Annotated in this window: 15 protein-coding genes; 9 read left to right on the top strand and 6 right to left on the bottom strand. The window is 42.8% G+C overall.

The annotated features are described in order from the left end of the window. Positions 1-3: 3 nt before the first annotated feature. Genes ACKPQ5_RS03065 through ACKPQ5_RS03075 form a run of 3 tightly spaced genes read right to left on the bottom strand, consistent with a single transcriptional unit; the run spans position 4 to position 4,110 of the window. Positions 4-1,296 (bottom strand): toxin-antitoxin system YwqK family antitoxin, encoded by a 1,293-nt coding sequence (locus tag ACKPQ5_RS03065; RefSeq protein ID WP_407677626.1) that lies wholly within the window; start codon positions 1,294-1,296, stop codon positions 4-6. A 45-nt stretch (positions 1,297-1,341) separates the two neighbouring features. Continuing rightward, on the bottom strand, positions 1,342-2,106 hold the full coding sequence (locus tag ACKPQ5_RS03070; RefSeq protein WP_407677627.1) for a hypothetical protein: 765 nt from the start codon (positions 2,104-2,106) through the stop codon (positions 1,342-1,344). A gap of 21 nt (positions 2,107-2,127) precedes the next feature. Continuing rightward, the gene (locus tag ACKPQ5_RS03075; RefSeq protein WP_407677628.1) at positions 2,128-4,110 is read right to left on the bottom strand and encodes a PDZ domain-containing protein; all 1,983 of its coding nucleotides are present in this window, start codon (positions 4,108-4,110) and stop codon (positions 2,128-2,130) included. Positions 4,111-4,272: 162 nt separating this feature from the next. On the opposite strand from ACKPQ5_RS03075, the gene ACKPQ5_RS03080 reads away from it, so the two are divergent. The 9 genes from ACKPQ5_RS03080 to ACKPQ5_RS03120 all read left to right on the top strand — a co-directional run bounded on the left by ACKPQ5_RS03080 (position 4,273) and on the right by ACKPQ5_RS03120 (position 16,815). Next, positions 4,273-5,643, top strand: coding sequence for an AI-2E family transporter (locus tag ACKPQ5_RS03080; protein WP_407677629.1), 1,371 nt, complete (start codon positions 4,273-4,275; stop codon positions 5,641-5,643). A gap of 261 nt (positions 5,644-5,904) precedes the next feature. Then, positions 5,905-6,597 (top strand): 3-keto-disaccharide hydrolase, encoded by a 693-nt coding sequence (locus ACKPQ5_RS03085; RefSeq protein WP_407677630.1) that lies wholly within the window; start codon positions 5,905-5,907, stop codon positions 6,595-6,597. Between the two features lie 14 nt (positions 6,598-6,611). After that, complete coding sequence (locus ACKPQ5_RS03090) at positions 6,612-7,313, top strand: PrsW family intramembrane metalloprotease (protein ID WP_407677631.1); 702 nt, start codon at positions 6,612-6,614, stop codon at positions 7,311-7,313. 79 nt (positions 7,314-7,392) lie between these two features. Beyond that, positions 7,393-10,989, top strand: a complete 3,597-nt coding sequence (gene dnaE / locus ACKPQ5_RS03095; RefSeq protein ID WP_407677632.1) for a DNA polymerase III subunit alpha — start codon at positions 7,393-7,395, stop codon at positions 10,987-10,989. Between the two features lie 54 nt (positions 10,990-11,043). Further along, positions 11,044-11,244: a 30S ribosomal protein S21 gene (gene rpsU / locus ACKPQ5_RS03100; protein WP_407677633.1), complete on the top strand. Its 201-nt coding sequence runs from the start codon at positions 11,044-11,046 to the stop codon at positions 11,242-11,244. A 63-nt stretch (positions 11,245-11,307) separates the two neighbouring features. Beyond that, positions 11,308-13,263 carry an adenylate/guanylate cyclase domain-containing protein gene (locus ACKPQ5_RS03105; protein WP_407677634.1) on the top strand — a complete coding sequence of 652 codons (1,956 nt, stop codon included), beginning with the start codon at positions 11,308-11,310 and terminating at the stop codon, positions 13,261-13,263. Positions 13,264-13,275: 12 nt separating this feature from the next. Next, positions 13,276-14,745, top strand: coding sequence for an SUMF1/EgtB/PvdO family nonheme iron enzyme (locus tag ACKPQ5_RS03110; RefSeq protein ID WP_407677635.1), 1,470 nt, complete (start codon positions 13,276-13,278; stop codon positions 14,743-14,745). Between the two features lie 83 nt (positions 14,746-14,828). Then, a complete protein-coding gene (gene lysS / locus ACKPQ5_RS03115; RefSeq protein WP_407677636.1) occupies positions 14,829-16,319 on the top strand; it encodes a lysine--tRNA ligase in 1,491 nt (496 codons plus the stop codon). A gap of 25 nt (positions 16,320-16,344) precedes the next feature. Then, on the top strand, positions 16,345-16,815 hold the full coding sequence (locus ACKPQ5_RS03120) for a hypothetical protein (RefSeq protein WP_407677637.1): 471 nt from the start codon (positions 16,345-16,347) through the stop codon (positions 16,813-16,815). Here the strand turns inward: ACKPQ5_RS03120 and ACKPQ5_RS03125 are convergent. From ACKPQ5_RS03125 to ACKPQ5_RS03135, 3 genes are read right to left on the bottom strand one after another with little or no spacing between them, the layout of a single operon-like run. Next, positions 16,807-19,176: a cytochrome c biogenesis protein gene (locus ACKPQ5_RS03125; protein WP_407677638.1), complete on the bottom strand. Its 2,370-nt coding sequence runs from the start codon at positions 19,174-19,176 to the stop codon at positions 16,807-16,809. The two genes, ACKPQ5_RS03120 and ACKPQ5_RS03125, sit on opposite strands and share 9 nt — an antisense overlap. Position 19,177: 1 nt before the next feature. Further along, a complete protein-coding gene (locus tag ACKPQ5_RS03130; protein WP_407677639.1) occupies positions 19,178-20,455 on the bottom strand; it encodes a cytochrome c biogenesis protein ResB in 1,278 nt (425 codons plus the stop codon). Between the two features lie 2 nt (positions 20,456-20,457). Further along, positions 20,458-21,525: a hypothetical protein gene (locus ACKPQ5_RS03135; RefSeq protein WP_407677640.1), complete on the bottom strand. Its 1,068-nt coding sequence runs from the start codon at positions 21,523-21,525 to the stop codon at positions 20,458-20,460. Positions 21,526-21,534: the final 9 nt, after the last annotated feature.

The raw sequence follows: 21,534 nt of genomic DNA on the forward strand, positions 1-21,534 counted from the left end.
TTCTTACCGTAAAAATGGGTTTGAATTGAAAGTTGAATTCTCGTTTTTAATGGTAATTTGGGAACCATTGGAAAGGAGCCAATTTGCTTCGCTGGTCATGCCTTTCTGCCACATTCTCTTTAACTTCGTTCTTTTCCGATCAATTCTTTCGTCGAGAGGAATGATATCATTGGATTGTTTGCTAGACCACAGAATGTCAATAATAACACCCCTTGAATCCAACCCCACAATCTCAACTGCTGCTCCCTGTTTTTCGAATTGAGATAACATCTCAGGATCTAAAGTAGTGTCAATGGCAAGCAAGGTTTCATTCGCCAAATTCATCGCATCAAAGACAAAATCTTCGTATGTTGCGTTGAAGCGAGCATTAAGAAGGAAGCCGTCCATATTTCGGATGGCGATTGCCTGAATATGTGAGGACCAAATGGGAGTAATTTCATTTCCTCTTTCGTCAATTGCACAAACTAAAGCCGGTGCATTATTTGGGTTTCGGTAGGAAGGAATCTCCAATATCTTTTTTGCTGCTTCATCAATTGCTCGTGAAAACCCGTCTGAACTAGCCGGGTGAACGGTATCCAATCTTTTATTATCCGGCATGTTAACAATTAAAGCATGAGTTTGTGGATAGTAGGTGTATTGTTCCGCTGAAAGCACGCCATTTTCATTAAAACTACCTTCTTCCCGAAGGAGTTCATCTAAAGTTAGTATTTTACCTCTAGGGTGGAAATAGGAGCGGTATGGACCGACTGGTTTACCATCTGAGAAAGAAGCATCGAGACGAAGATGATTGGTTACTTCCAATTCACCAGGATCCATTCCTTTATCGTTTAATTGATCGTGGTAACGATTTACATCACTCGGAGAACTAGGATAATACAGTTTGAAAGTGCCATCTAATTCTCCATTACTATACGATTTTTCATAGACCAATTCTCCGGTCTTTCCGTACGCGATAAATAAACCGTTTCGTTTCCCTTTTTTGAATGCCCCGCTTACTAATTCTAAGCCATTTTCTTGCCAGAAAGTAAAGTTTCCATCCTTTAACCCATTTACAAAACCAATTTTGAAGTGATCGTTTCCATCTGGGTAATGGTCGACAATAAAAGCTCGTTTAGTGCTCCCGAAAGGTTTCTCACTACCTAACTGGTACAGGATTTGTGTTCCATTCTCATCCCTCCTGTATTCAACATCATCGGGGTGAAGTTCTTTATCTGAGCATGCAGCAAGCAAAAAGAAAAATACTAAATAAGCGGTCCGGTAGAATTTTCTAAATGTATGATTGAATTGAATGCTCATGAGATAACATAATATCTACAAGTTAATAACAGTCGCAAGGAAAACTTATTGAGTCCTTGTTCGAACTTGTTGGGCAATTTCAAGGACATCGCTCGCCGGTAAAGTGACAATTTCTGATGGTCTGCCACCGACCATTTTATATACCACTACTCCCAACCATTTTCCACTCTGGTCAAAAACTGGAGTACCTGGGCTAGTATTTTCGATTACAAAGTACTTGCGTGGTTTTTGTATGACTGCATTTACCCAACCTCGTTGAAGGGTGGATTGTCGATAAAGAGTCTGTCTTAACTTTCCAATTGAAACTACCTCGTCTAAAATTAATGGATCGGCCTTTTGTTTTGCTTGGGATGGAACTTTCGAAAAAATAACCTCTTTATATTCATCCTTTCTCTCCTTAATCGGAAGGACATAAGCGAGGTCGAGGTCTACATCTTTTAATAGAAGCTTGGCGGGTACCTCGGTCCCGTCCTGCATTAAAAGCATCACTTCCGTGTAGTTTACATTCACGGATGCACCAGGGGTGCGGATTCGCGAAAGAATATTGGCAGTCGGGTCGACTTTATTCAGAGAGAGCACGGTAAGACCATCCTCTGCAATAATGGTTCCGAGTGCTTCCAGTTTTTGTTCTTGGGGAGGAAGGCTTCTTCCCCCCGCACTAATTTCCAATTTTACCGTTACTGAAACCCAGGTAACGCAATTCGCATTTTCCTTGAGCAATTTTCTCCACAGTATTTCCGGTTTTTTTCCCAATGCTTGAAATGAAACTCCAAGAAAAAGAGCGAGTGTGAAAAGTACGAGTTTTTTCATATAAGTTTTGTCAGACTCCGTTTACGTGTTATCCCAATCGGGTTCAAGTTCAAGAAACAGGGTATGAATGCCTCTTTTCACAAAGAATATAATTCGTTTCTCTTCGTTTTTGATCCATTGATTCATTTTCTTTTCGAACAAATCAACCTCACTCATACTCTCTCCATTAATATTGAGAACTAAATCGCCCTGTCTCAGACCAGCAAGAGATGCCCAACCTGCAGGTTCCACATTCTCGACCACCAATCCGGGTTCCTTTTCCTTGAGCCTTTTGCTTACTCGGTCACCAAATGATAATTCACGAACTGTAAACTCGAAGGTCTCTTCTTCATAATCCGGTAGTTCATTGGAAGGATCCGGGCGTTTTTCCAAAGTAACATTAAGGTCAAGTTTTTTTCCGTCGCGCATTCCGGAAAATAGGGCAAGTGAGCCAGGTTTATATTCTTTGATCATATTTCCAAAAACTTCTGCATCTTCAGTTCGGTAAGCTTGGATAATCTGCCCATCAATTCGAAACAGAAGATCTCCCGCTTGCATGCCAGCTTTTTGGGAAGGTGTTCTGGGGTAGACTTGTGCAATTCTAACTCCTCTTGTTGTTTTAGGCATATTAAGGGCTTCAGCAAGTTCACGGGTTAATACTTGTGTGGATACCCCTAACCATGGTTTCCAAGCCTGAACTGGGCGATTTTCTTCCGCTTCCGGTCCAATCTTAACTACCGTTAACAACTTGGCCATGTCTCGTTCAAAACTGACCAGAGTAGAAACCGGTTCATTTTTCCCTTCGGTTATTTTTTTGGATAGGCGAACCAGATCTGCTATACCAGTTACCGGACTTCCGTTTATTCCAGTGATCACATCCCCGCGGTTTAGGCTAGGTTTTGCACTGTTGGAAGGCCCTCCCCGGCCAACCGAGTGAACCTGTGCACCCTTCTTCGATGAGCGCCGTGCTTCAAGTGATGACATTAAGGTGAAGTCCCGAATGGTAATACCCCAACTTTTCAATTCTCTTTCTTTGGCAAATGCAGATTCGCGAGTGGCCGTAGTCAGTACCCATGACATCTTTTTATTTTTCCTAAGCCCCGTTATCTTCAACTTCTTACCAACCTTCATTCCATAGGATAATTGATTGAAAAGAGGAAGGTCCTCTGCAATTCGAGCCATGACTGTACGACCGTCGTAAGTTTTGATTAAATCCCCGGGTTTCAAGCCGGCATCCTCAGCAGGGGATTCTTCAATAATACCAGCAACTAATATTCCCTTCTCATTGGGATTCAGTACGGGTTGACATTCCAGTCCAGTCCAACAACGGGAAATAAATCCGTTCTCGGCTAATTCTTTGGAAACGGTGCGTGCTAAGTTGGACGGAATCGCTCCGCCCAAGCTACCAATTCCGACTTCGTTAATACCAATAATATATCCCTTTTCATCGACAAGTGGTCCCCCGCTGTTTCCAGGGAAAATGACTGCATCATGCCCCAACCAGCGCACTAATTCCCCCACATTCTCTCCATCCAGCCTAAAAGAACCCTTATTGGGAGAAATGAGTGCGACATTGGAAACGATGCCACGGGTTACGGATTGGGAAAGTCCTGCCGGGCTTCCCATTGCAAAGCATACATCTCCAATCTCCACCTTATCCGAGTCTGCAAAATTGGCCACAGTGAGAGGTTTACTATTTGCAGGGCGATCCTCCATTCTTAGAAGTAGTACTGCAAGGTCAGTCATCGGATCTGCACCTAATAAATCGGCCATAACTTCCTCGCCGTTATGTAGCCTGCAGGTGATTCTGGTTGCTTTGCCCGCCACATGGTGGTTAGTCACCACGCGTCCATCCTTGGAAATAATGACTCCACTCCCTGTTGCCCGTGATTTCATCATCCTTCCACTCGAACCCTGTTCTGAAACCACTTCGATTCGAACAATTGCGGGGTACACATTTTCCACTGCTTCAGCGAGGGGCAGGGTGGGGGCGTTTTGAGTTTCTGCCCATGAATAGGAATTCAATAGTAAGCAAAAAAGTAGTATGTTTCGGTATGTATTGAGCATAATGGAATAATGTTTAAGCGTAACGGAGTAGTTCTTTCGTTTGACTACGAACTCGACATCATTCAATTGATGTCTATCCTTGAGTAAAGGCTCAAGCAAGAAAACAAAAGGAAAAGATACATGAAAGACAGTTCAAGTGCCTCACCAATTCTTTCCGACAGGCAACGGAAGTTTCTAGGGTTCGTGGCTTGTTTTGCCGGTGCATTATTACTGGGATGTTTACTGGCCTCAGTCATTTTGATATTGAATCGTGCCTTTGACTTGTTTGGCGGGGTCATCTGGTCATTGGCAATCTCGGGTATGCTCGCCATTTTGCTTCGCCCGATCGTGACCTTTTTAGAGGAGAAGATTAAACTGGGTCGTTTTTCCTCCATACTCTTACTTTACATACTAGTAATAACATCGGCTGGTTCTGCGACTTGGTTACTAGGAGGGAAAATAATTTTTCAAACCAAAGAATTTTTGGGAACCGCAGCAGATTGGCCAGATCAACTCGAGGAAAAAGCGAAGGACTCACTTCCACCTGAAACTTGGGAGTCGATTTCCGGGCAGGTGGAATCTTTCAAAGAATACTGGAAAGGAATTGTAGGAGAAGAGACTAACAGCATTCTGGTTTTACCCCCCCCTGAGCAGGAGATTTATGATACCCTTGGAACTGATCAAAGGGAAACTTTTCGCTTACTTGATTCGGAGGAAAAGCATGTCTTTTTTGCAATTGAAGAAAAAGTCGAGCAAATCGAATACTTGGATCGCAAGGCAAGCGAGATTCACAACCGTGCGATGGAGACAATGGAAAAGCAGGGTGGTGAAATAGCTGAAAAGTCGGCGGCTGTTATTCAGTCAGCTTGGAGTGGATTGCTCGGATTCTTTGCCCAAATGACTTACCTTGCCGTTATTCCTATCTATCTTTTTTATTTTCTTAGCTCCAATCGTAATCTAATTGATGAATTAGACCGGGAATTAAGCTTTCTTTCTGATTCAGTAAGAGAGGATGTGCTTTTCTTAATCCGGGAATTTGTAAGTATACTGGTTTCCTTCTTTCGTGGACAACTTATGATTGGACTGCTTATGGGGGTCGGATATGCAATCGGGTTTAGCATTAGCGGATTAAAATTTGGGATTACTCTAGGACTACTCTTTGGTTTGTTAAATATAGTACCCTATCTTGGATCGATTGTCGGAATTATCACCGCGCTTTTGGTTGCTTATTTGCAACCAGAGGGAATTGCAGAGACCGGCGAATGGAATGTTTTGATTGGGTGTGGTATATCTTTTGTGATCGTCCAGGTAATCGAGAGCTATTACCTGACACCCAAAATAATGGGACAGCAAACTGGTCTTCATCCCGTTGTGGTTATGGTCTCAATCTTTTTCTGGGGTACTGCCTTAGGAGGTATTCTAGGCATGATATTCGGTATCCCACTGACCGCATTTATTATTGTTGCTTGGCGGTTATTGTGCAGAAAATATTTTAATCGTTCTTTTTGTTAAGGTTTACCTGGGGGACGAACCGGTTAGATCGCTTCACATGATTCTTTTTATTATTGATACACCAGTTTGACATGCCATTTGACAAATTCGTTAAAAGTTTCCAAAAGGTACTAAAATAAGGGTCACTTAGACAGTAAACTAGGTTAGTTCGAGTTCTGTTATTTAAATTACCTAACTAGAAGTTAAAAAAGGTCTGAAGTGGGTGGTTTCTGATTGGCAGAAAAGCGATAAAATTTTTTGATAGAAATCAATTATAATACTATGAAAACCATCTACTTCTTTTTTCTACCCTTCGTCATTCTATACTCCGTTTTAGGGGCCAGGGAAAAATCTCAATCTCTTTTTAACGGAAAAGATTTAACTGGCTGGACGATGGATATTCCGGCCTGTGATAAAAAACCGGATTTGCCAAAACCATTTATTGTTCGGGATGGTATGCTGGTGAGTCTAGGGAAGCCATTTGGGCATTTGCTGACCGAAAAGGAGTTTGAGAATTATCGATTGATTGCGGAGTATCGTTTTGCCGGTAAACCCGGAAACTGTGGCGTTTTGGTCCATGCATCAAAACTGCGAAACTTGTACAAAATGTATCCCCAATCAATTGAGGTACAGATGAACCATACTCATGCGGGAGATTTTTGGTGTATCGTGCAAAATATTGAAGTTCCCAATATGATAACAAGGAGAGGGGCCAAGGAGAAATGGGGAATTACCGAGGGAAAAGCCCGACGAATTCTTAATTTGACTGACGGATCCGAAAATCCGGTTGGGGAATGGAATCGAATGCAGATTGAGTGTTTGGGGGATGAAGTAAAAGTCTGGGTAAATAGTGAACTGGTAAACCATGGTCATTCCTGCACTGCGAAGAGGGGAAAACTTTCCATTCAGGCAGAAGGTTCAGAAGTGGAATTTCGCCGACTCGATCTGACTACAATTCAAAAACTTAGTAAGTAACAAGGAATTAAACTATGACTTTAATTTACCTTGTTATGGCACTTGCACCGGCTCTCGCCATTGCACTTTATATTTACTGGAAAGATAAGCATGAAAAGGAACCCGTGGGTGTTTTAGTCATGTGCTTTATCCTAGGGGTCTTAATTTGTTTTCCTGCAGGCTTTTGGAATTCAGGGGTATTTGAAATATTCAAGTTCGACTTGGCGGACAAAAATAATGACATGCTGGTGTCTTTTTTTATGGCTTTCTTTGTGGTTGGACTGGGGGAGGAGTTGTTGAAATATTTAGTGGTGGTTTTGTATGCTTTTCGAAAGCCAAGCTTTAATGAACCCTTTGACGGAATTGTATATGCGGTAATGGTCAGTCTTGGATTTGCCGCGTTTGAAAATGTTATTTATGTGATGGAAGGGGGATTGGGGGTGGCAATTATGCGGATGTTTACTGCTGTTCCCATGCATGCAGCTTTTGCGGTGATCATGGGATACTACATCGGATTATCTAAATATTACAAGGGGAACGCCCGAACTGAAAAGAGTCTCAAAGGATTATTGTATGCTGTCCTGCTCCACGGCTTTTATGATTTTGTTCTATTCCAGGATGATATACCGCTGTTAAAACTTTTGATCTTCCCGATAATTGTATGGGCATTTTTCCTATGTCGGAAAGCGATGAAAAAACACTTGGATGTTTCTCCATTTCATCCTGATAGGAAGTAGGGGTTTGAAAATGTGCGCAAGATTGCCTTGAAACCATTTCATTCTTGGATGATGGATAGGGGAAAACAATTACTATTTAATGGCTACAAAGGATAAAGATTTTGTTCATTTACATGTCCACTCGGATTTCAGTCTGCTGGATGGATGTTGTCGGATGGATCGTTTAATGGGGAGAGCACAGGAACTGGGGCAGTCCGCCATGGCACTTACTGACCATGGGAACTTATTTGGTACGATTTCGTTTATTAAACAGGCTGAAAAACATGGGATTAAACCAATCGTTGGTTGTGAAGGTTACATGGTAACGGATCATAAAAACGATGAGAAACCCGGAAGAGAAAATCATAAATCGTACCACATCGGTATGTTGGCGAAGAATTATGAGGGCTATCAAAATCTATCTAAGGTCGTATCAGATGCCCATGTGGACGGATTTTATTACCGGCCACGAACGGATTTGGAAACCTTGGCGGAACATTCGAAAGGCTTGATCGGGTTTACCGGTTGCATGCAGGGTTGGGTGCCCCAATTAATTCTGCGGGGAAAAGAGGACGAGGCAGAAAAAGCGATGGGGCAGATGATCGATATTTTTGGAAAAGAAAATTACTTCGTTGAGCTCCATAATCACGGGATTGAAGAACAGGCTCAACTTGTGCCTGTATTATTAAAATTTGCCAAAAAGTTTGATTTAAAGGTAATCGCATCCAATGATGTGCATTATGTGAAAGAGGAGGACTGGGCTCCCCATGATGCTCTGCTTTGTATACAGACCGGTTCCAAGATCGACGACGAGAATAGGATGCGGTACGATGCGAAACAGTTTTATTTGAAGTCGAGGGAGCAGATGGAGGAGTTATTTAGAGAGGCTCCTGAGTCAATTACCAATACATTTGCCGTGGCGGAAATGTGTGAACTTAAGCTGCCCTTTGGGGAGAATCATTACCCGGTCTTTACTTTACCACCCGAGATTAATACCAAGGAGGTGGATAATGTGAAATACCTGAAACTTCTTTGTATTGAGGGATTAAAGGGGAGGTATGAAAAAGAGTACCTGGCTGAGGAACTTCGCGGGGAAGATACCGATGAAAAAGTACGCGAGCTCAGTGAGCGGGTGGATTATGAATTGAGCGTGATTACCAAGACTGGTTTTAATGACTACTTTTTGATCGTTGCCGATTTTATGGGATGGGCAAGGGACCAGGATATCCCGGTAGGTCCGGGAAGAGGATCGGGAGCGGGTTGCCTGGTGGCCTATGTTTTAGGAATTACTGATATTGATCCCTTACGATTTGGTTTATTATTTGAACGATTTTTAAATCCAGAACGGGTCTCACCCCCGGATTTTGATATCGATTTTTGTATGAGACGGCGGGGTGAGGTGATTGAATATGTCCGTGAAAAATATGGTCGCGATTGTGTGGCCAACATTATTACTTTTGGCACTTTTGGCGCAAAAATGGTGGTGAGAGATGTGGCCCGTGTGCGCGATGTACCCTATGCAGAGGCAGATAAACTGGCGAAAATGGTGCCCGATGATTTAAATATCAGTTTGGAGCAGGCCCTGGAAAAGAGTCCTGAGTTTCGACAGGAGTGTGAAACGAATCCAATTGCCAAGCAGATTATCGAGACGGGAAAAGTGATTGAAGGAATGGTGCGCAATGTGGGAACTCATGCGGCGGGAGTTATTATTGCTGACCGTCCATTACGGGAATTAGTTCCTTTAACCAGTCAGGATGGAGTTTTGACTACCCAATTCCCCAAAGACCCAGTGGAGGATTTGGGATTGCTCAAAATGGATTTTCTTGGGTTAAAAACTTTGACTGTTATTGCGGCGGCAGAGAAACATATTCGCGAAAAAGAAGGATTTGAAAAATTTCGGGTGGCCGATGTATCGCTTGAAGATGAAAAGACATTCGAAATATTAAACGAAGCCCGAACAATTGGGGTCTTTCAATTGGAATCAGATGGAATGCGTCGTTTGTGCAGGCAGATGAATATCTCCAATGTGGATGAGATTATTGCATTGATCGCACTTTACCGCCCTGGTCCGATGGAGTGGATTCCGGATTATATTAAAGGCAAGGAAGATCCCTCGACGATTAAATTCCCACATCCTTTATTGGAAGAGGTCTGTGAGGAAACCTATGGAGTGATGGTCTATCAGGAGCAAGTAATGGAGGCAGCCCGTCGAGTCGCGGGATATTCATTGGGTGGGGCAGATATTCTACGTCGGGCGATGGGAAAGAAGAAGCCCGAAGAGATGGCCAAGCAAAGAGAGATATTTGTAACTGGTGCAAAAGAGACGAACGAGATTGCCGAAAAGAAGGCCAATGAAATTTTTGATATTCTCGAAAAATTTGCCGGGTACGGTTTTAATAAATCCCACTCGGCTGCCTATGGAATTATCAGCTATCAAACGGGTTATCTGAAGGCTAATTTCCCCGTTCATTTTATGGCAGGTGTCCTCTCCTGTGAATTGGGTAATTCTGATAAACTATCCCATTTTATAGGCGAGTGTACCGAGATGAAAATCTTGGTCTTGGGACCGGATGTAAATGAATCAGGGGAGAATTTTACTCCAGTCGAGGGAGAAGAAGATAAAGCGGATTCAATTCGATTTGGTTTGGCCGCGGTCAAAGGAGTAGGGGATGCCCCGTCTGGTGTGATAGTAGAGGAGCGAAAAAATGGTCCCTATCTTAATTTCTCTGATTTCGTTGAACGAGTGGAAGGGAAAGCGGTAAATAAAAGAGTGCTTGAAAATTTGATCAAGGCGGGGGGATTTGATTCCTTGGAGGATAGCCGCTCCGAATTACTTGCCGACTTAGACCGGGCGATGGGGGAGGCCCAATTGCGGAGGAAAGATAGGGAAGCGGGCCAAGTTAATTTATTTGATATGATGGGGGACGATTCCAGTGGGGGGAACTCGGCTGAAAACGGCGGATTTGCCCCGATTACGGATCGGCCTTCGGTTCCGAAAATGGATGAGTTGGAAAAATTGGGCTATGAAAGGGCATTACTCGGATTTTTTCTTTCAGGTCATCCAGTTGATACTCTTGGTGGATTAGGACCTTTGTTAGACGACATTACTTCTGATCAATTAGATAATTTGGAAAGTAAGCGATCTTTTCGTTTATGCGGAGTATTATCTGAAATCGAACGACGATATACCAAAAAAGATGCCAAGCCCTGGGCCCGATTTACTTTAATTGCAAAAGAAAAGGACTTTTCAATCCCCATGTTCCCGGAGGCTTTTGAGCAATATGGCTTACATTTGGAAGAGGGGAAAATTGTCGTGATGGAGGGAGTTGCATCGAAAAAAGACGGTGAGTTACGAACCAATGTGACCAATGTAAGACCGGTTGAGGATGCGATTTCGTCGCTAACCGAGGAAGTTACTTGGTTATTGGACCCGGAGCATAGAGGGGCAGAACAATTTACAAAGGACATGTTTGCCCTGGGAGAGAAGGGAGAAGGAGGGACTTTGATTCGCCTTGCGTACGCACGAAATGGTGAGGACGAAGGTCTTGTGGTGGAAACCGATAGTCGATTTTCAATGCGTTTTTCCTCTTCGATTTTTAAGGATTGGCGTAAGCATGAATGCGTCAAGGGGGCACGGGTGCTCATACGAACTCCGGAACCCCCTCAAGAAAGAAAGTATGGAAAGAAAAATTTTTAAGCTATCTTCCGCCTTGACCTGTGGGCGTGAATCTTTACTTTAAACCTTTCTTATATGACAATTGAAATTAAATTACGTAAAGGCGAGCCTATCGATCGGGCAATTCGTCGTTTAAAAAAGCGCCTCGACCGTGAAGGTACAATACGAGATGTGCGTGACAAGCGTTACTTTGCAAAACCTTCCGATAAAAAAAGAGAAGCCCGAAAGGTGGCAGCTTTTACCCAGATGCTTCGTACTCGTTACGAGAAAATGTAGTTTCAAGGGAATCCTAATTGGATTTCTTGGTAAAAGTTAATTGAGGGGAGATCAAAAAATAAGATGTCCCAATTAAATAATAGAATAACTCCGAGTCTTCGTGCGGAGTGGAAGTTATTTGATCAGGAAAATTCTTCTTCGATTGAGTACCTTATTCTTTGTGAAAAAATGATCTCAGTTGGTGAGTTTTTGTTAGCCCATGATGTCGCAAAAGCAGGTCTGAGTATTCACAAAAATGACCGGAAGTTATGTCAGCGAGCTGCTCATGCATTAAGCAAGGCAGGGTCTCCCAAACTTGCCTCTAAATTGCTAGAGGAGTTAGTTGGCGGAGGAGACAGGGGGGTTGAAACACATAGCTTATTAGCCAGTGCCTACAAAGATTTGTGGGAGCAGGCAACCGATTCAGAATCCAAAAAGCAGTATGCAGAACTTGCAATTGCTCGATACGAGGAGGGCTTTTCCACCAATAGCTTTGATAATCTAAGGACAAGTCAGAGACAGGATTTGGAAACCCAATATTACCCCTGCATCAATATTTCATTTATGCATTTTTTCTCCGGTAATGATGAGGCTGGAAAAGAATATGCAGAGAAAGCCTGGAAGATATGTGAAAAATTAAAGGCCGATGGAAAACATGATTATTGGATTCAAGCCACTGAGGCAGAAGCACTTTTACTACTAGGCTCGGTGGACGATGCGGTTTTTTCTTATACTGAGGCAGTGAAAATGACCGATGTTAAGCCTTCCTGGATTGCCAGCACTCGTAAACAGGCACTTCAAATTGCAAGTGCCTACGACGAGGAAGAGATCAGGCAGAAAATACAGAACGCATTCCCCACATTAGGAATTGTGGCATTTTCTGGACATGTCTTGGACCGTCCTGGTTCAATTCCTCGTTTTCCACCCGAAGCAGAAGAAATTGCGAAAAAAGAAATTGTGGAATCCTTGGAAGAAATGGAGGCAAATTGTGGTTTTAGTTCTGCAGCTTGTGGTACAGATATCTTATTTCTTGAGACAATGAATGAGAGAGGTGGGGAAACACATATTTTTTTACCCTTTGCAAAGGAAGAATTTATTGAGACGAGTGTGAGACGGGCGGGGGGGAATTGGGTTGCTCGATTTGAAAGTGTTCTTGATCAGGCGACCTCCATTCATTTTGTGACCAAGGATGGATACAATGGGGAGGACACTCTGTATTCTTTCTGTAATGATGTGCTACTTGGATTTGCTGCGATGCGAGGCCGTGGATTGGATGAAGATCCCAAGTTGCTCGTATTTTGGGATGGCCAGCCCGGCGCGGAAGGAGGAACTGGAGAATTGGTGAAAAAATGGCAAAAGAATTTTAATGACCCTGTTATTATTGATGCAAATCGAGTGTTAGATGCAACTCCTGTAGCAAACGAGTTACCCTCTCACGGCGGAGAGACAAATCCGACATTCCTAATGGGGGGGGATGCTTCCTCAGTATTACCGCGTACAATCAAGACTATGCTTTTTGCAGATGTGGAAGGTTTTTCCCGTTTAGACGAAAGTAAAACTCCGTACTTTGTGGAAAAATTCCTGGGAGGGATATCCAGTATTATTGAACGACTTTCTGTACCTCCTGCCTTCGTGAATACTTGGGGAGATAGTTTTTTCGCAGTTTTTGATAAATTAGAAGACGGGGTTGAATTGGCTCTTGAATTACGAGATTATTTTTCTAAAGGAGACTGGACTCAATTGGGAATGATGGAGGGGATGGAGGTTCGCATTTCAATGCATGCAGGACCGGCTTATGAAAAATTTGACCCCATCCTGGGAAAGTTAAATTTTTTCGGAAGTCATGTGAATCAGGCTGCCCGAATTGAACCAATCGTACTGCCGGGTTCTGTCTTTGTTTCCGAAACAGTTGCGGCATTACTTTCTTTTGGACATGACGGATTTGATTTTGAATATGTGGGGAATTTAGAACTCGCCAAAAATTTTGGAAGTTATCCGATTTATATTCTACAACGAACTGGTTATCATTATGATGAATGAGAACTTTTTAAAATGATTTCCTCTGCTGACATACCCGAACCTTTTGAGAGTTACTCAGGGGAAGGACCTTATGTATTTGTGAGTTATGCTCACGCGGACAAGATTCCCGTTTATCAATCTATGCGAGAATTTCGTGATGCTGGGGTTAATATGTGGTATGATGAAGGCATACAACCTGCTGGAGAATGGGTGGAAGAGATTGCCCATGCCATTAAAAAGTCGGCAATATTTGTTGTCTTTGTATCTCCTCGATCCGTTGATTCCCGCTTTGTTAAAAGTGAGGTGGGATATGCCCTGAGTGAAAATAAAGATATTCTCACAATTTATCTCGAACATACCACATTGCCAGCTGGACTATCTCTTTGCTTACAACAATTCCAATCGGTCTTTGTTTCGGAGAAGAATTGGCAGAAAAAAGCCGGCGCAACCTTGTTGGAAAAACTGAATGAAATCCCCAAGTTGGAAAAAGAAACAACTATAGTCGACCGGGGGCCAGTACCAGTAGATCATGGGGCTGAATTGTGGAAGTCCTGGGACCGGGTATGGATGGTCCAATTAAAGAGAGGTCTACAAAATGCTGAATCAAACGGAATACATTCGGAAAATGTGATCTCGAGCAGCCAGACCAATGAGATTAAAAGACCCGTTCAGGAAACGATTCCAGATAAGAGTTCAATTTTAAAGCTTCGCGGTCGTCCAGGTCGTGGGAAGACAAGGCACCCGCTCGCATTTGATGTATCGATTAATGAAGAGAGCCAGGGCCAGACTGACTTTCCCCAAGGGAATCATAATGATTACTATGCGGGAACTTTTTCGTGGATTCCATCCGGTAAGCTATCGATTTGGGTACCCTATGCAGAAGAACAAAGAGTGGTGGAGGTGGAGCACGGTTTTTGGCTCGGGCAATATTTAGTGACTCAGGAGGTTTACACCCAAGTAATGGGAGCCAATCCCAGTTTTACAGATTCTGAAAGTGATTTATCGAATCAATCTTTACCGGTAAATAATGTATCCTGGCTGGATGCAGTTGCATTCTCCAAGGCATTATCAATTTTATCATCTACACAAGGAACCTTGCCCGCGGGGTATGAATATCGCTTACCTTCGGAAGTTGAGTGGGAATATGCCTGCCGTGCGGGGACATCGAGTTCCTATTATTTTGGCGATGAACCTGCCCAATTACATAACCACGCATGGTTTCGTGGAAACAGTGGAAAAAAAATTCATCCAGTTGGATTAAAAAGTCCCAATCCATGGAAATTATTTGATATGTACGGAAATGTTCGTGAATGGGTGGGGAATTCTTTTGTAAATACATTGTTGAATGATAGTGAGCAGGATGAATTTCGTATTAGTCGGGGGGGTGCTTACATGAAAACTGCGGTGGAATGCCAATCATCGACCCGGTCCACAAATTCTTTATACCATCGATTTAGAAATTTAGGGTTCCGGGTTGCTTTGGCTCGTACCAATAATACTTGAAGCAGCGGTATTAATTCATCTGCAATTTTGAGGGATTTCCGTTGCTCTTTTGGGAAAGTAAATTCATTTTCTAGTCTTTTGTGATGAGCGAAGATAAGCCAAATAGTACCCCTCAACAAGATACTCCACTTGATGGAAGCGATCAATTTGCTGTCCGGCAAGCCAAACTTGAACAGATTCGTGAAAACGGGTTTGATCCATTTCGGTCGAATTGGGAACAAACGCATACCTCCACTGAAGCACAATCACTTTTGACTGAAGACATGGAAGAAGGTCCAGAGGTCTCGGTTGCCGGGCGCATAGTGGCATTTCGTTTGATGGGAAAAGCATCCTTTTTAAAAGTCCTCGACCGAGATGGTAAGGTTCAGGCTTATGTGAGAAAAGATGAAATTGGAGAAGAGGAATATGCCACTTTCAAAAAATTGGATTTAGGCGATTTTATTGGTATCCGAGGGAAATTGTTTCGCACTAAGACAGGGGAAGTAACCATCCGTGCACAGGAATATCGCTTGGTTTCAAAAGCCCTTCGTCCACTTCCTGAAAAGTGGCATGGATTAACTGATAATGATCAAATTTATCGTCAACGTTATTTAGATTTAATTGTGAACGATCAATCCCGTGAACGATTTCGTACACGGAGTCAAATTATTCGAGAAATTCGAGAATTCTTTTGGAATCGGGATTTCTTGGAAGTGGAAACTCCGATGTTACAATCAGTTTCTGGTGGAGCAGCAGCCCGACCTTTTCGGACTCATTTTAATGCTCTGGATTGCGATTTTAATATGCGGATTGCCTTGGAACTTCATTTGAAAAGATTGTTAGTAGGTGGCTTCGATCGGGTTTTTGAAGTGGGCAGAGTTTTTCGAAATGAAGGACTTTCGAGGAGGCATAATCCAGAATTTACTATGTTGGAGGCTTATCAGGCTTATACGGATTATCGTGGAATGATGGAATTAACTCAGTCCTTGATCCAACAAGTTGCGGAACGTTCTCTTGGTACTTTGCAGTTGGAGAGAAATGAGGGAGATGTAATTGACCTTTCGGGTAAATGGAGAGAAGCCAAGTACAAAGATTTAATTATCGATGCGGTGGGAAGGGATGACTGGTTTGAATTGCCTAAATCCGCCAAGTTGGAAAAAGCCAAAGAACTTCGAATTGAAGTTGATCCAGAGTTAGAAGATTTTGAAGTTACTAATGATGTGTTCGAAAAAATTATTGAACACACCCTTATACAACCCACTTTTGTGACCCATATCCCCAAAGAACTTTGTCCTTTGGCTAAGATCACCGAAGATGATTCCAGTACCATCGATGTGTTTGAATTATGCATTAATGGCCAGGAGATCGCACCGGCTTATTCTGAACAAAATGATCCTGCCGTTCAGCGTGATGCATTTATGAAACAAGTGGGTGAGGAGACTCAGGAATTAGATGATGATTTTCTTCTGGCTTTAGAACATGGCATGCCACCGGCCGGCGGCATGGGTTTAGGGGTTGATCGATTAGTTATATTTTTGACCAAGGCGGCCAATATTCGGGATACAATTCTTTTCCCTACCCTTCGACCTTTTTAAGCATCTCCGTTCAATTCCCTCACTAATGAAGGTTAAAAACAAGGGAGATCAACAAAAGGTTATAATCAAACCAGTCCTTTGGAGACAGACGGCGTTCACCTTATTTTTGTGTATTACGGCGTTCTTTTTTTCCATGGTAAATTATTTTGGAGTTCTTTTTAGCTGGGTAGCTATGATTGTCTTTTTTATTTTAGCACTGCTCAATCTATTGGATCAACTTTTTCAATGGTCGCGATTATTGATTGATTCGGAGGGTTATTCCTTTCGCGGATGGTGGAGGAAACAGCATTATCGTCATGAAGAAATTGAAAGTTTTGATACTGAAATCTACGCGGCCCGCCCGCTTATTATAGTGAGTCTAAGAAAGAAATCTCAAAAGTTAAGGGGACTCAAAGATGAACCCATTGCATTTCCGTGTACATTTGGAAGACCGGTCGAGGATATACTGAAGGTTTTGCGTGACAACCACGACAAAACACCTCGTGCACTAGTCTAGGGAATTATAATCAGGAAGTTCCTTTTCCTCTTTCGGTTTGTTAATGGCTCCGAAACCGAAAAATCGTAATATTGGCGTGGAGTATGCTAATCCTATAATAATCAATTGGGACACGATGAAGGCCATAAGATAATCAAATGCCTTATCCATAAACCCATAGGAGTGAAGCCCAACACCAAGCATATTGGTTCCGAACCAAGACCAGGAGGTGACCACATTTCCAAAAATTGCAATGCAGGCAAGACCTTTGGTTTTCGCGATCCCAGAAAAGCGGGCATGGAGAAGGAGTGCATTCCAGATTACAATCAATAGGGCACCATTTTCCTTGGCATCCCAACCCCAAAATCTTCCCCATGACTGATCTGCCCAAATTCCCCCAAGAATAGTTCCCACCAGGCTGAATAGTAGTGAGAAACAGGTGATACCGTAAATCATTGAGTCTAAAGTTTTTTTCAACTTTTTTTCCGGTTTTTTGAAAACAAAACAACCGAGGTGATAAAAAACGTAAGCAATCCCAAGAAAACCGGCTAGGTAGGTCGTGGAGTAGCCAATACTTATGCAGACCACATGAGTAGCTAGCCAAAAGTTGGAATCCAGTACTGCGCGCATCATTTCCATCGTGTCACCCGTTGGATTGAGTGATGCATCCAAGCTTAGGCTGTGGGCAATTACCAAGCTGCCAAATCCGATCAGGGCACCCATCGCCGAGGCTATTCCCAGTCGGATATATTTTTCAGTAGCCAGGCAGAGCAGAACGGAAGCCCATCCAATAAAGAGGGCGGAAGAATATAAATTAGTAACCGGGGGGCGACCTTCAATCCACATTCTCGCTACCAATCCAAAAGTATGACAAAAGAATACTATGATGGTTAAATAATATGCTGCATTACGAAGCGATTTAACCATTGCAGAGTCCCCTAGAAGTGCTGCAAAAAACCAGGAGAAGCTGGCAACCAAGAATATCAGACCGTATGCAATTGCGCTTCGGTAAAATGGTTCAAACCCGTTGAAAGTTTTTTCAAAAGAGAGTGTGGATGTGGCTGAACCTGCACGAAGTGTAATTAATTGATACATTTCAGTGACAAGATTATTGAATTTTTCGAAATGGTTACCCTGATACGCGAGTGCAAGCTCCTCGTATTGGAGGATAATTGGATCCACTCCTTCTTTTACTTTAATGGCTTCGGCATACTGGACAGCAAAGAGTGCGGAAGGATTGAGCTTTTCATTCTCTTTGATGTATTCAACTCTTTCCTTGAGAGAAGTTCTGTCCAAAGAAAGGAGTTCTCTTAAAATAAGGGCAAATTGTCCGGGGTCCATATTTTGTTTTTCCCTTGATTCGAGAGGTTCTGCCCCAACAAGAGATTCAGTAACTTTCAACCATTTTCCATCACCCTCTGAAATGATGGGTGGTATGGGAAGAAATTCAGTCCATAAATTGGCTTGGTTATAGCGGTCCACGAAGAATACCACCTTGGCGAACTCTTCACTTCCTAGTTTTACTACCGATGGATTTTGGGACAACTTAGCAGTCAACTCACGAAACCTTATAAATTCATCGCTTACCGCACGGTCCCGTTCAGGGTCATACACTAATTCAGTAACTCCTAATTGCTTCAATACCTCGGTACGATCCGGCGTAGTGGGAGGGGAAAGGGAATGTTTCAGCTTTTTATAGATGAGGAGCGACCCATAAAGTTCGATAATGTTTTGTTGAAAGCTGTCCCGAAGTTCGCTTTCTACTTCCCCTGCTTTCCTCGCAGAGGAATCGATGTTAGAAAGAAAAGGTTTAAGTTCTTCGTAGGAATAATGTTTTCCATTCGTGCTCAACTTTTGACTAAGTAGCCCCAGGACTTGGTCGTGATCGATAAGAAATGTTTTTAGTTTATCTGCTTTTTCAGGTGCGAAGAGAACCTGAGCAAGCCAATCAACTGCTTGCACTTCGACCGCGACTACTTCGACACCGTTTTGTGGTATTTTTACTTTTTTTAACTTTTTGTACTCTTTTAAAATGTCTACCTGTTCTTCACTAAGTGAATTTCCCGATTTTTTCTGTTGAGTTATATTATCTATTTCCTCCGACTCCTCTTTTTCCAGAACTCGAAGCGCAGTTCGTTTATTTCGGAGAACAAGCAGGATATTTCGAGCTACACTGTCGAGTGGTTTAACCCTTCCGCCACGCAGCACAGGGAGTTGGGAGAACGAGTCCAGATTAAACGATTCATTGGATTCGATTGTGCTTGGATCACCGGAGCTTAGAAAGTCAAAGATTGATGCCTTAGTCCAGGTGTTTGGCAAAAAGGAAATATACAAACCTAAGAAAAGGATAACGGAGAAAACAATGGTATGGAGTTTGAACATATTACGCTTTCGCAGGAGTTTTCGAATTTTTCCTCAGAAATTTAAATAAGTGGAAACTAAATTGCCAAAGCATTCCTATCGAAACTAATATACAGGCAATGTAAGGAACAAGCCAACTGGGGTTACTGATCACCTGAAAGACAGTGTAGTTAGCAGAATCATTCATTTGGTACTGGTAAAAGGTCTTCCCTCCATGGCGCAGCGGGGTGTTCATGTAGACTAATGCCCGGCGTGTTTGATTTTCATCGAGGTGTAACTTGATGTCGCTTTCAAAATTAAAAGGTATTTCGGTACCTTGGTAATTTTCATGCTCAATATCGAGAAGTTCGATTGAAAAGGGAAGATATTCCCGCTTCTGTCGGAGAGTGATTCCCCATAGTTTTCCATTGTGTCGGATAGATTGAAAGGAAAGGTCAGCGAGCTTGGGCGATATCTGAGACCATACATGACTGCCAGCGGGGTGAGAAATCGTCATCCAATTCCCGAGGCTTTTTCCTTGGTCAGTCAGTTCAAATACTAAGTATCCAAAATTCATTCCATCGCCACTAAAGTCTTCATCTTTATCGGTAATATTCAAATTGGCAGATTGCCCAACCCCTCGGTTTACCATTTGTGCAATTTTTGACTTGGGTGTTCCCGGAGCAACAAAGTCAAAATTACAGTTCACTCCAAAATGATGAACTTTGAGAGTAAAGGGAAGGGATTGATCTATCAATGTACCGCCTTTTTCCAAAAGATTTTGGGGAATAGTAACCACTCGTTCCTGGTCTGGGTCAGTCACATTGCGCAGGGCAAGTTCAACTCCATGAAATCGCTCGATATAATTACTACGTTCGCCTTTATTAATGGTCATGCGCGATTCTTCCTGAATTGCCTGAGTCACTAATTGACCGACAAGGAGAAGAATAATTCCCAAGTGAATGAGCTGAATTCCAATTTTCTTTCCGGTCCATTGAAAACGAACAATATAGGCGGCGGTCAGGTTAATAATAAGGAGCCCACCCAAAAGATAGCCACCAGGAATTGGTAAAGGCAGACTGTGTAAATATTCTCCACCCCAGAACTTTTCAGGGTAATACCAAATACCATAAAAAGATTCAAAATATTCTGCAAGGGCTCCTCGAATTCCAATCCTTACCTGTTCGAGAGTAGCCACGAAAATAAGAATCATGGATAAGCTCAAGAGCGTAATGGTCAGTCGAAGAGATGCAAAAGGGATGAGGAAGCTGAAATTTTTCCTTCGTTGGCTGAGTGAATTTTTTCGTTTTGATTCTTTCATTTCTATTCAGTCTCCCCTCGTAGTGAGATAGAATTAAGAAAAGAGATAAAGTTACTCTTTTCTTTTTCAGCAAGTGTGCGGTTTCCAATTAATTTGAAAAACCACGACTCTTTTTCTAAAAAGAGAGTACCAGCAAGAACTGCTTTTTCTTCTCCGTAGGCTTCGACTAAATGAGCGGAGTTTCCCGCCAGGGTAATGGAGCTACAGTACTGGTCGAGGGAAGCCTCTTGGATTGGGGCGAGATCAATCTGTCCAATCCATCTGTTCACATTCGCAAGTAATCCACCCACGTCACCGGGGAAAGAAGTCACTGAAATATCTAGCTGCGTTCCATTGGGACCCGCTACTTTATAACTTCCGATTCTCATCGAAGAGGCCTTGCCTTCACTCCAAGTGGACGGTTTTGACCAAGACCAAGGATTTTTGGGTGGTTTGGCTGAGTTGGTATTTCCCGTTTTGGGCAACGGGGCAGGCGATCTGGCAAGGATCGGCTTATTTTTCTCAGACCGGAGGGAGCAGGATTCAAGAAACTGAATAAAATTTTCCGATTCTTTCAGTACCAATTTTTGATCTGCGATAAAGGGAAAGAGCCATGTGTCTTTATCCTGCCTTAACAATGCGAGCAGAGCAGTTCGCGGTGGTGAGGATGCAGTTTCTACTTTGCTATTGAGATACACCCATTCAAAGGTTCGATCCCCTATTTTTTTTTCCTGTAAAAAAGGGGTTAGATTTTCTTGATTAAAAGGGGGGTATCCCATTTCGCGTCCAAACATATTTGCCACATCAACAGTGGATACATTTTCCCGAAATGGCATAACTCCAATTCGTCCTTGCGGACCGCTTTTCGTTTTTACATGAAAAGAACCTGCCATGGGTCCTGATAAGTCAGGGTTTTCTCCCCAGTTTGGAGGGAGTTTCCAGGATACAATGGGTCCGTCATATTCAGATGGAATGGAGAAGGATTCGATCTTTGGTTCCTCAGAACAAGATAGAATAAATAGGAGTACAGGAAGAGGGTACAGAAACCGAAAGAGGGTGTAATTAAAATTTTGGATCAAGGTCGAAAGCATAGTAGTTTA

The sequence above is a fragment of the Candidatus Seribacter sulfatis genome (assembly GCF_964187635.1).
GTDB classification, from domain to species: domain Bacteria; phylum Verrucomicrobiota; class Verrucomicrobiia; order Opitutales; family Seribacteraceae; genus Seribacter; species Seribacter sulfatis.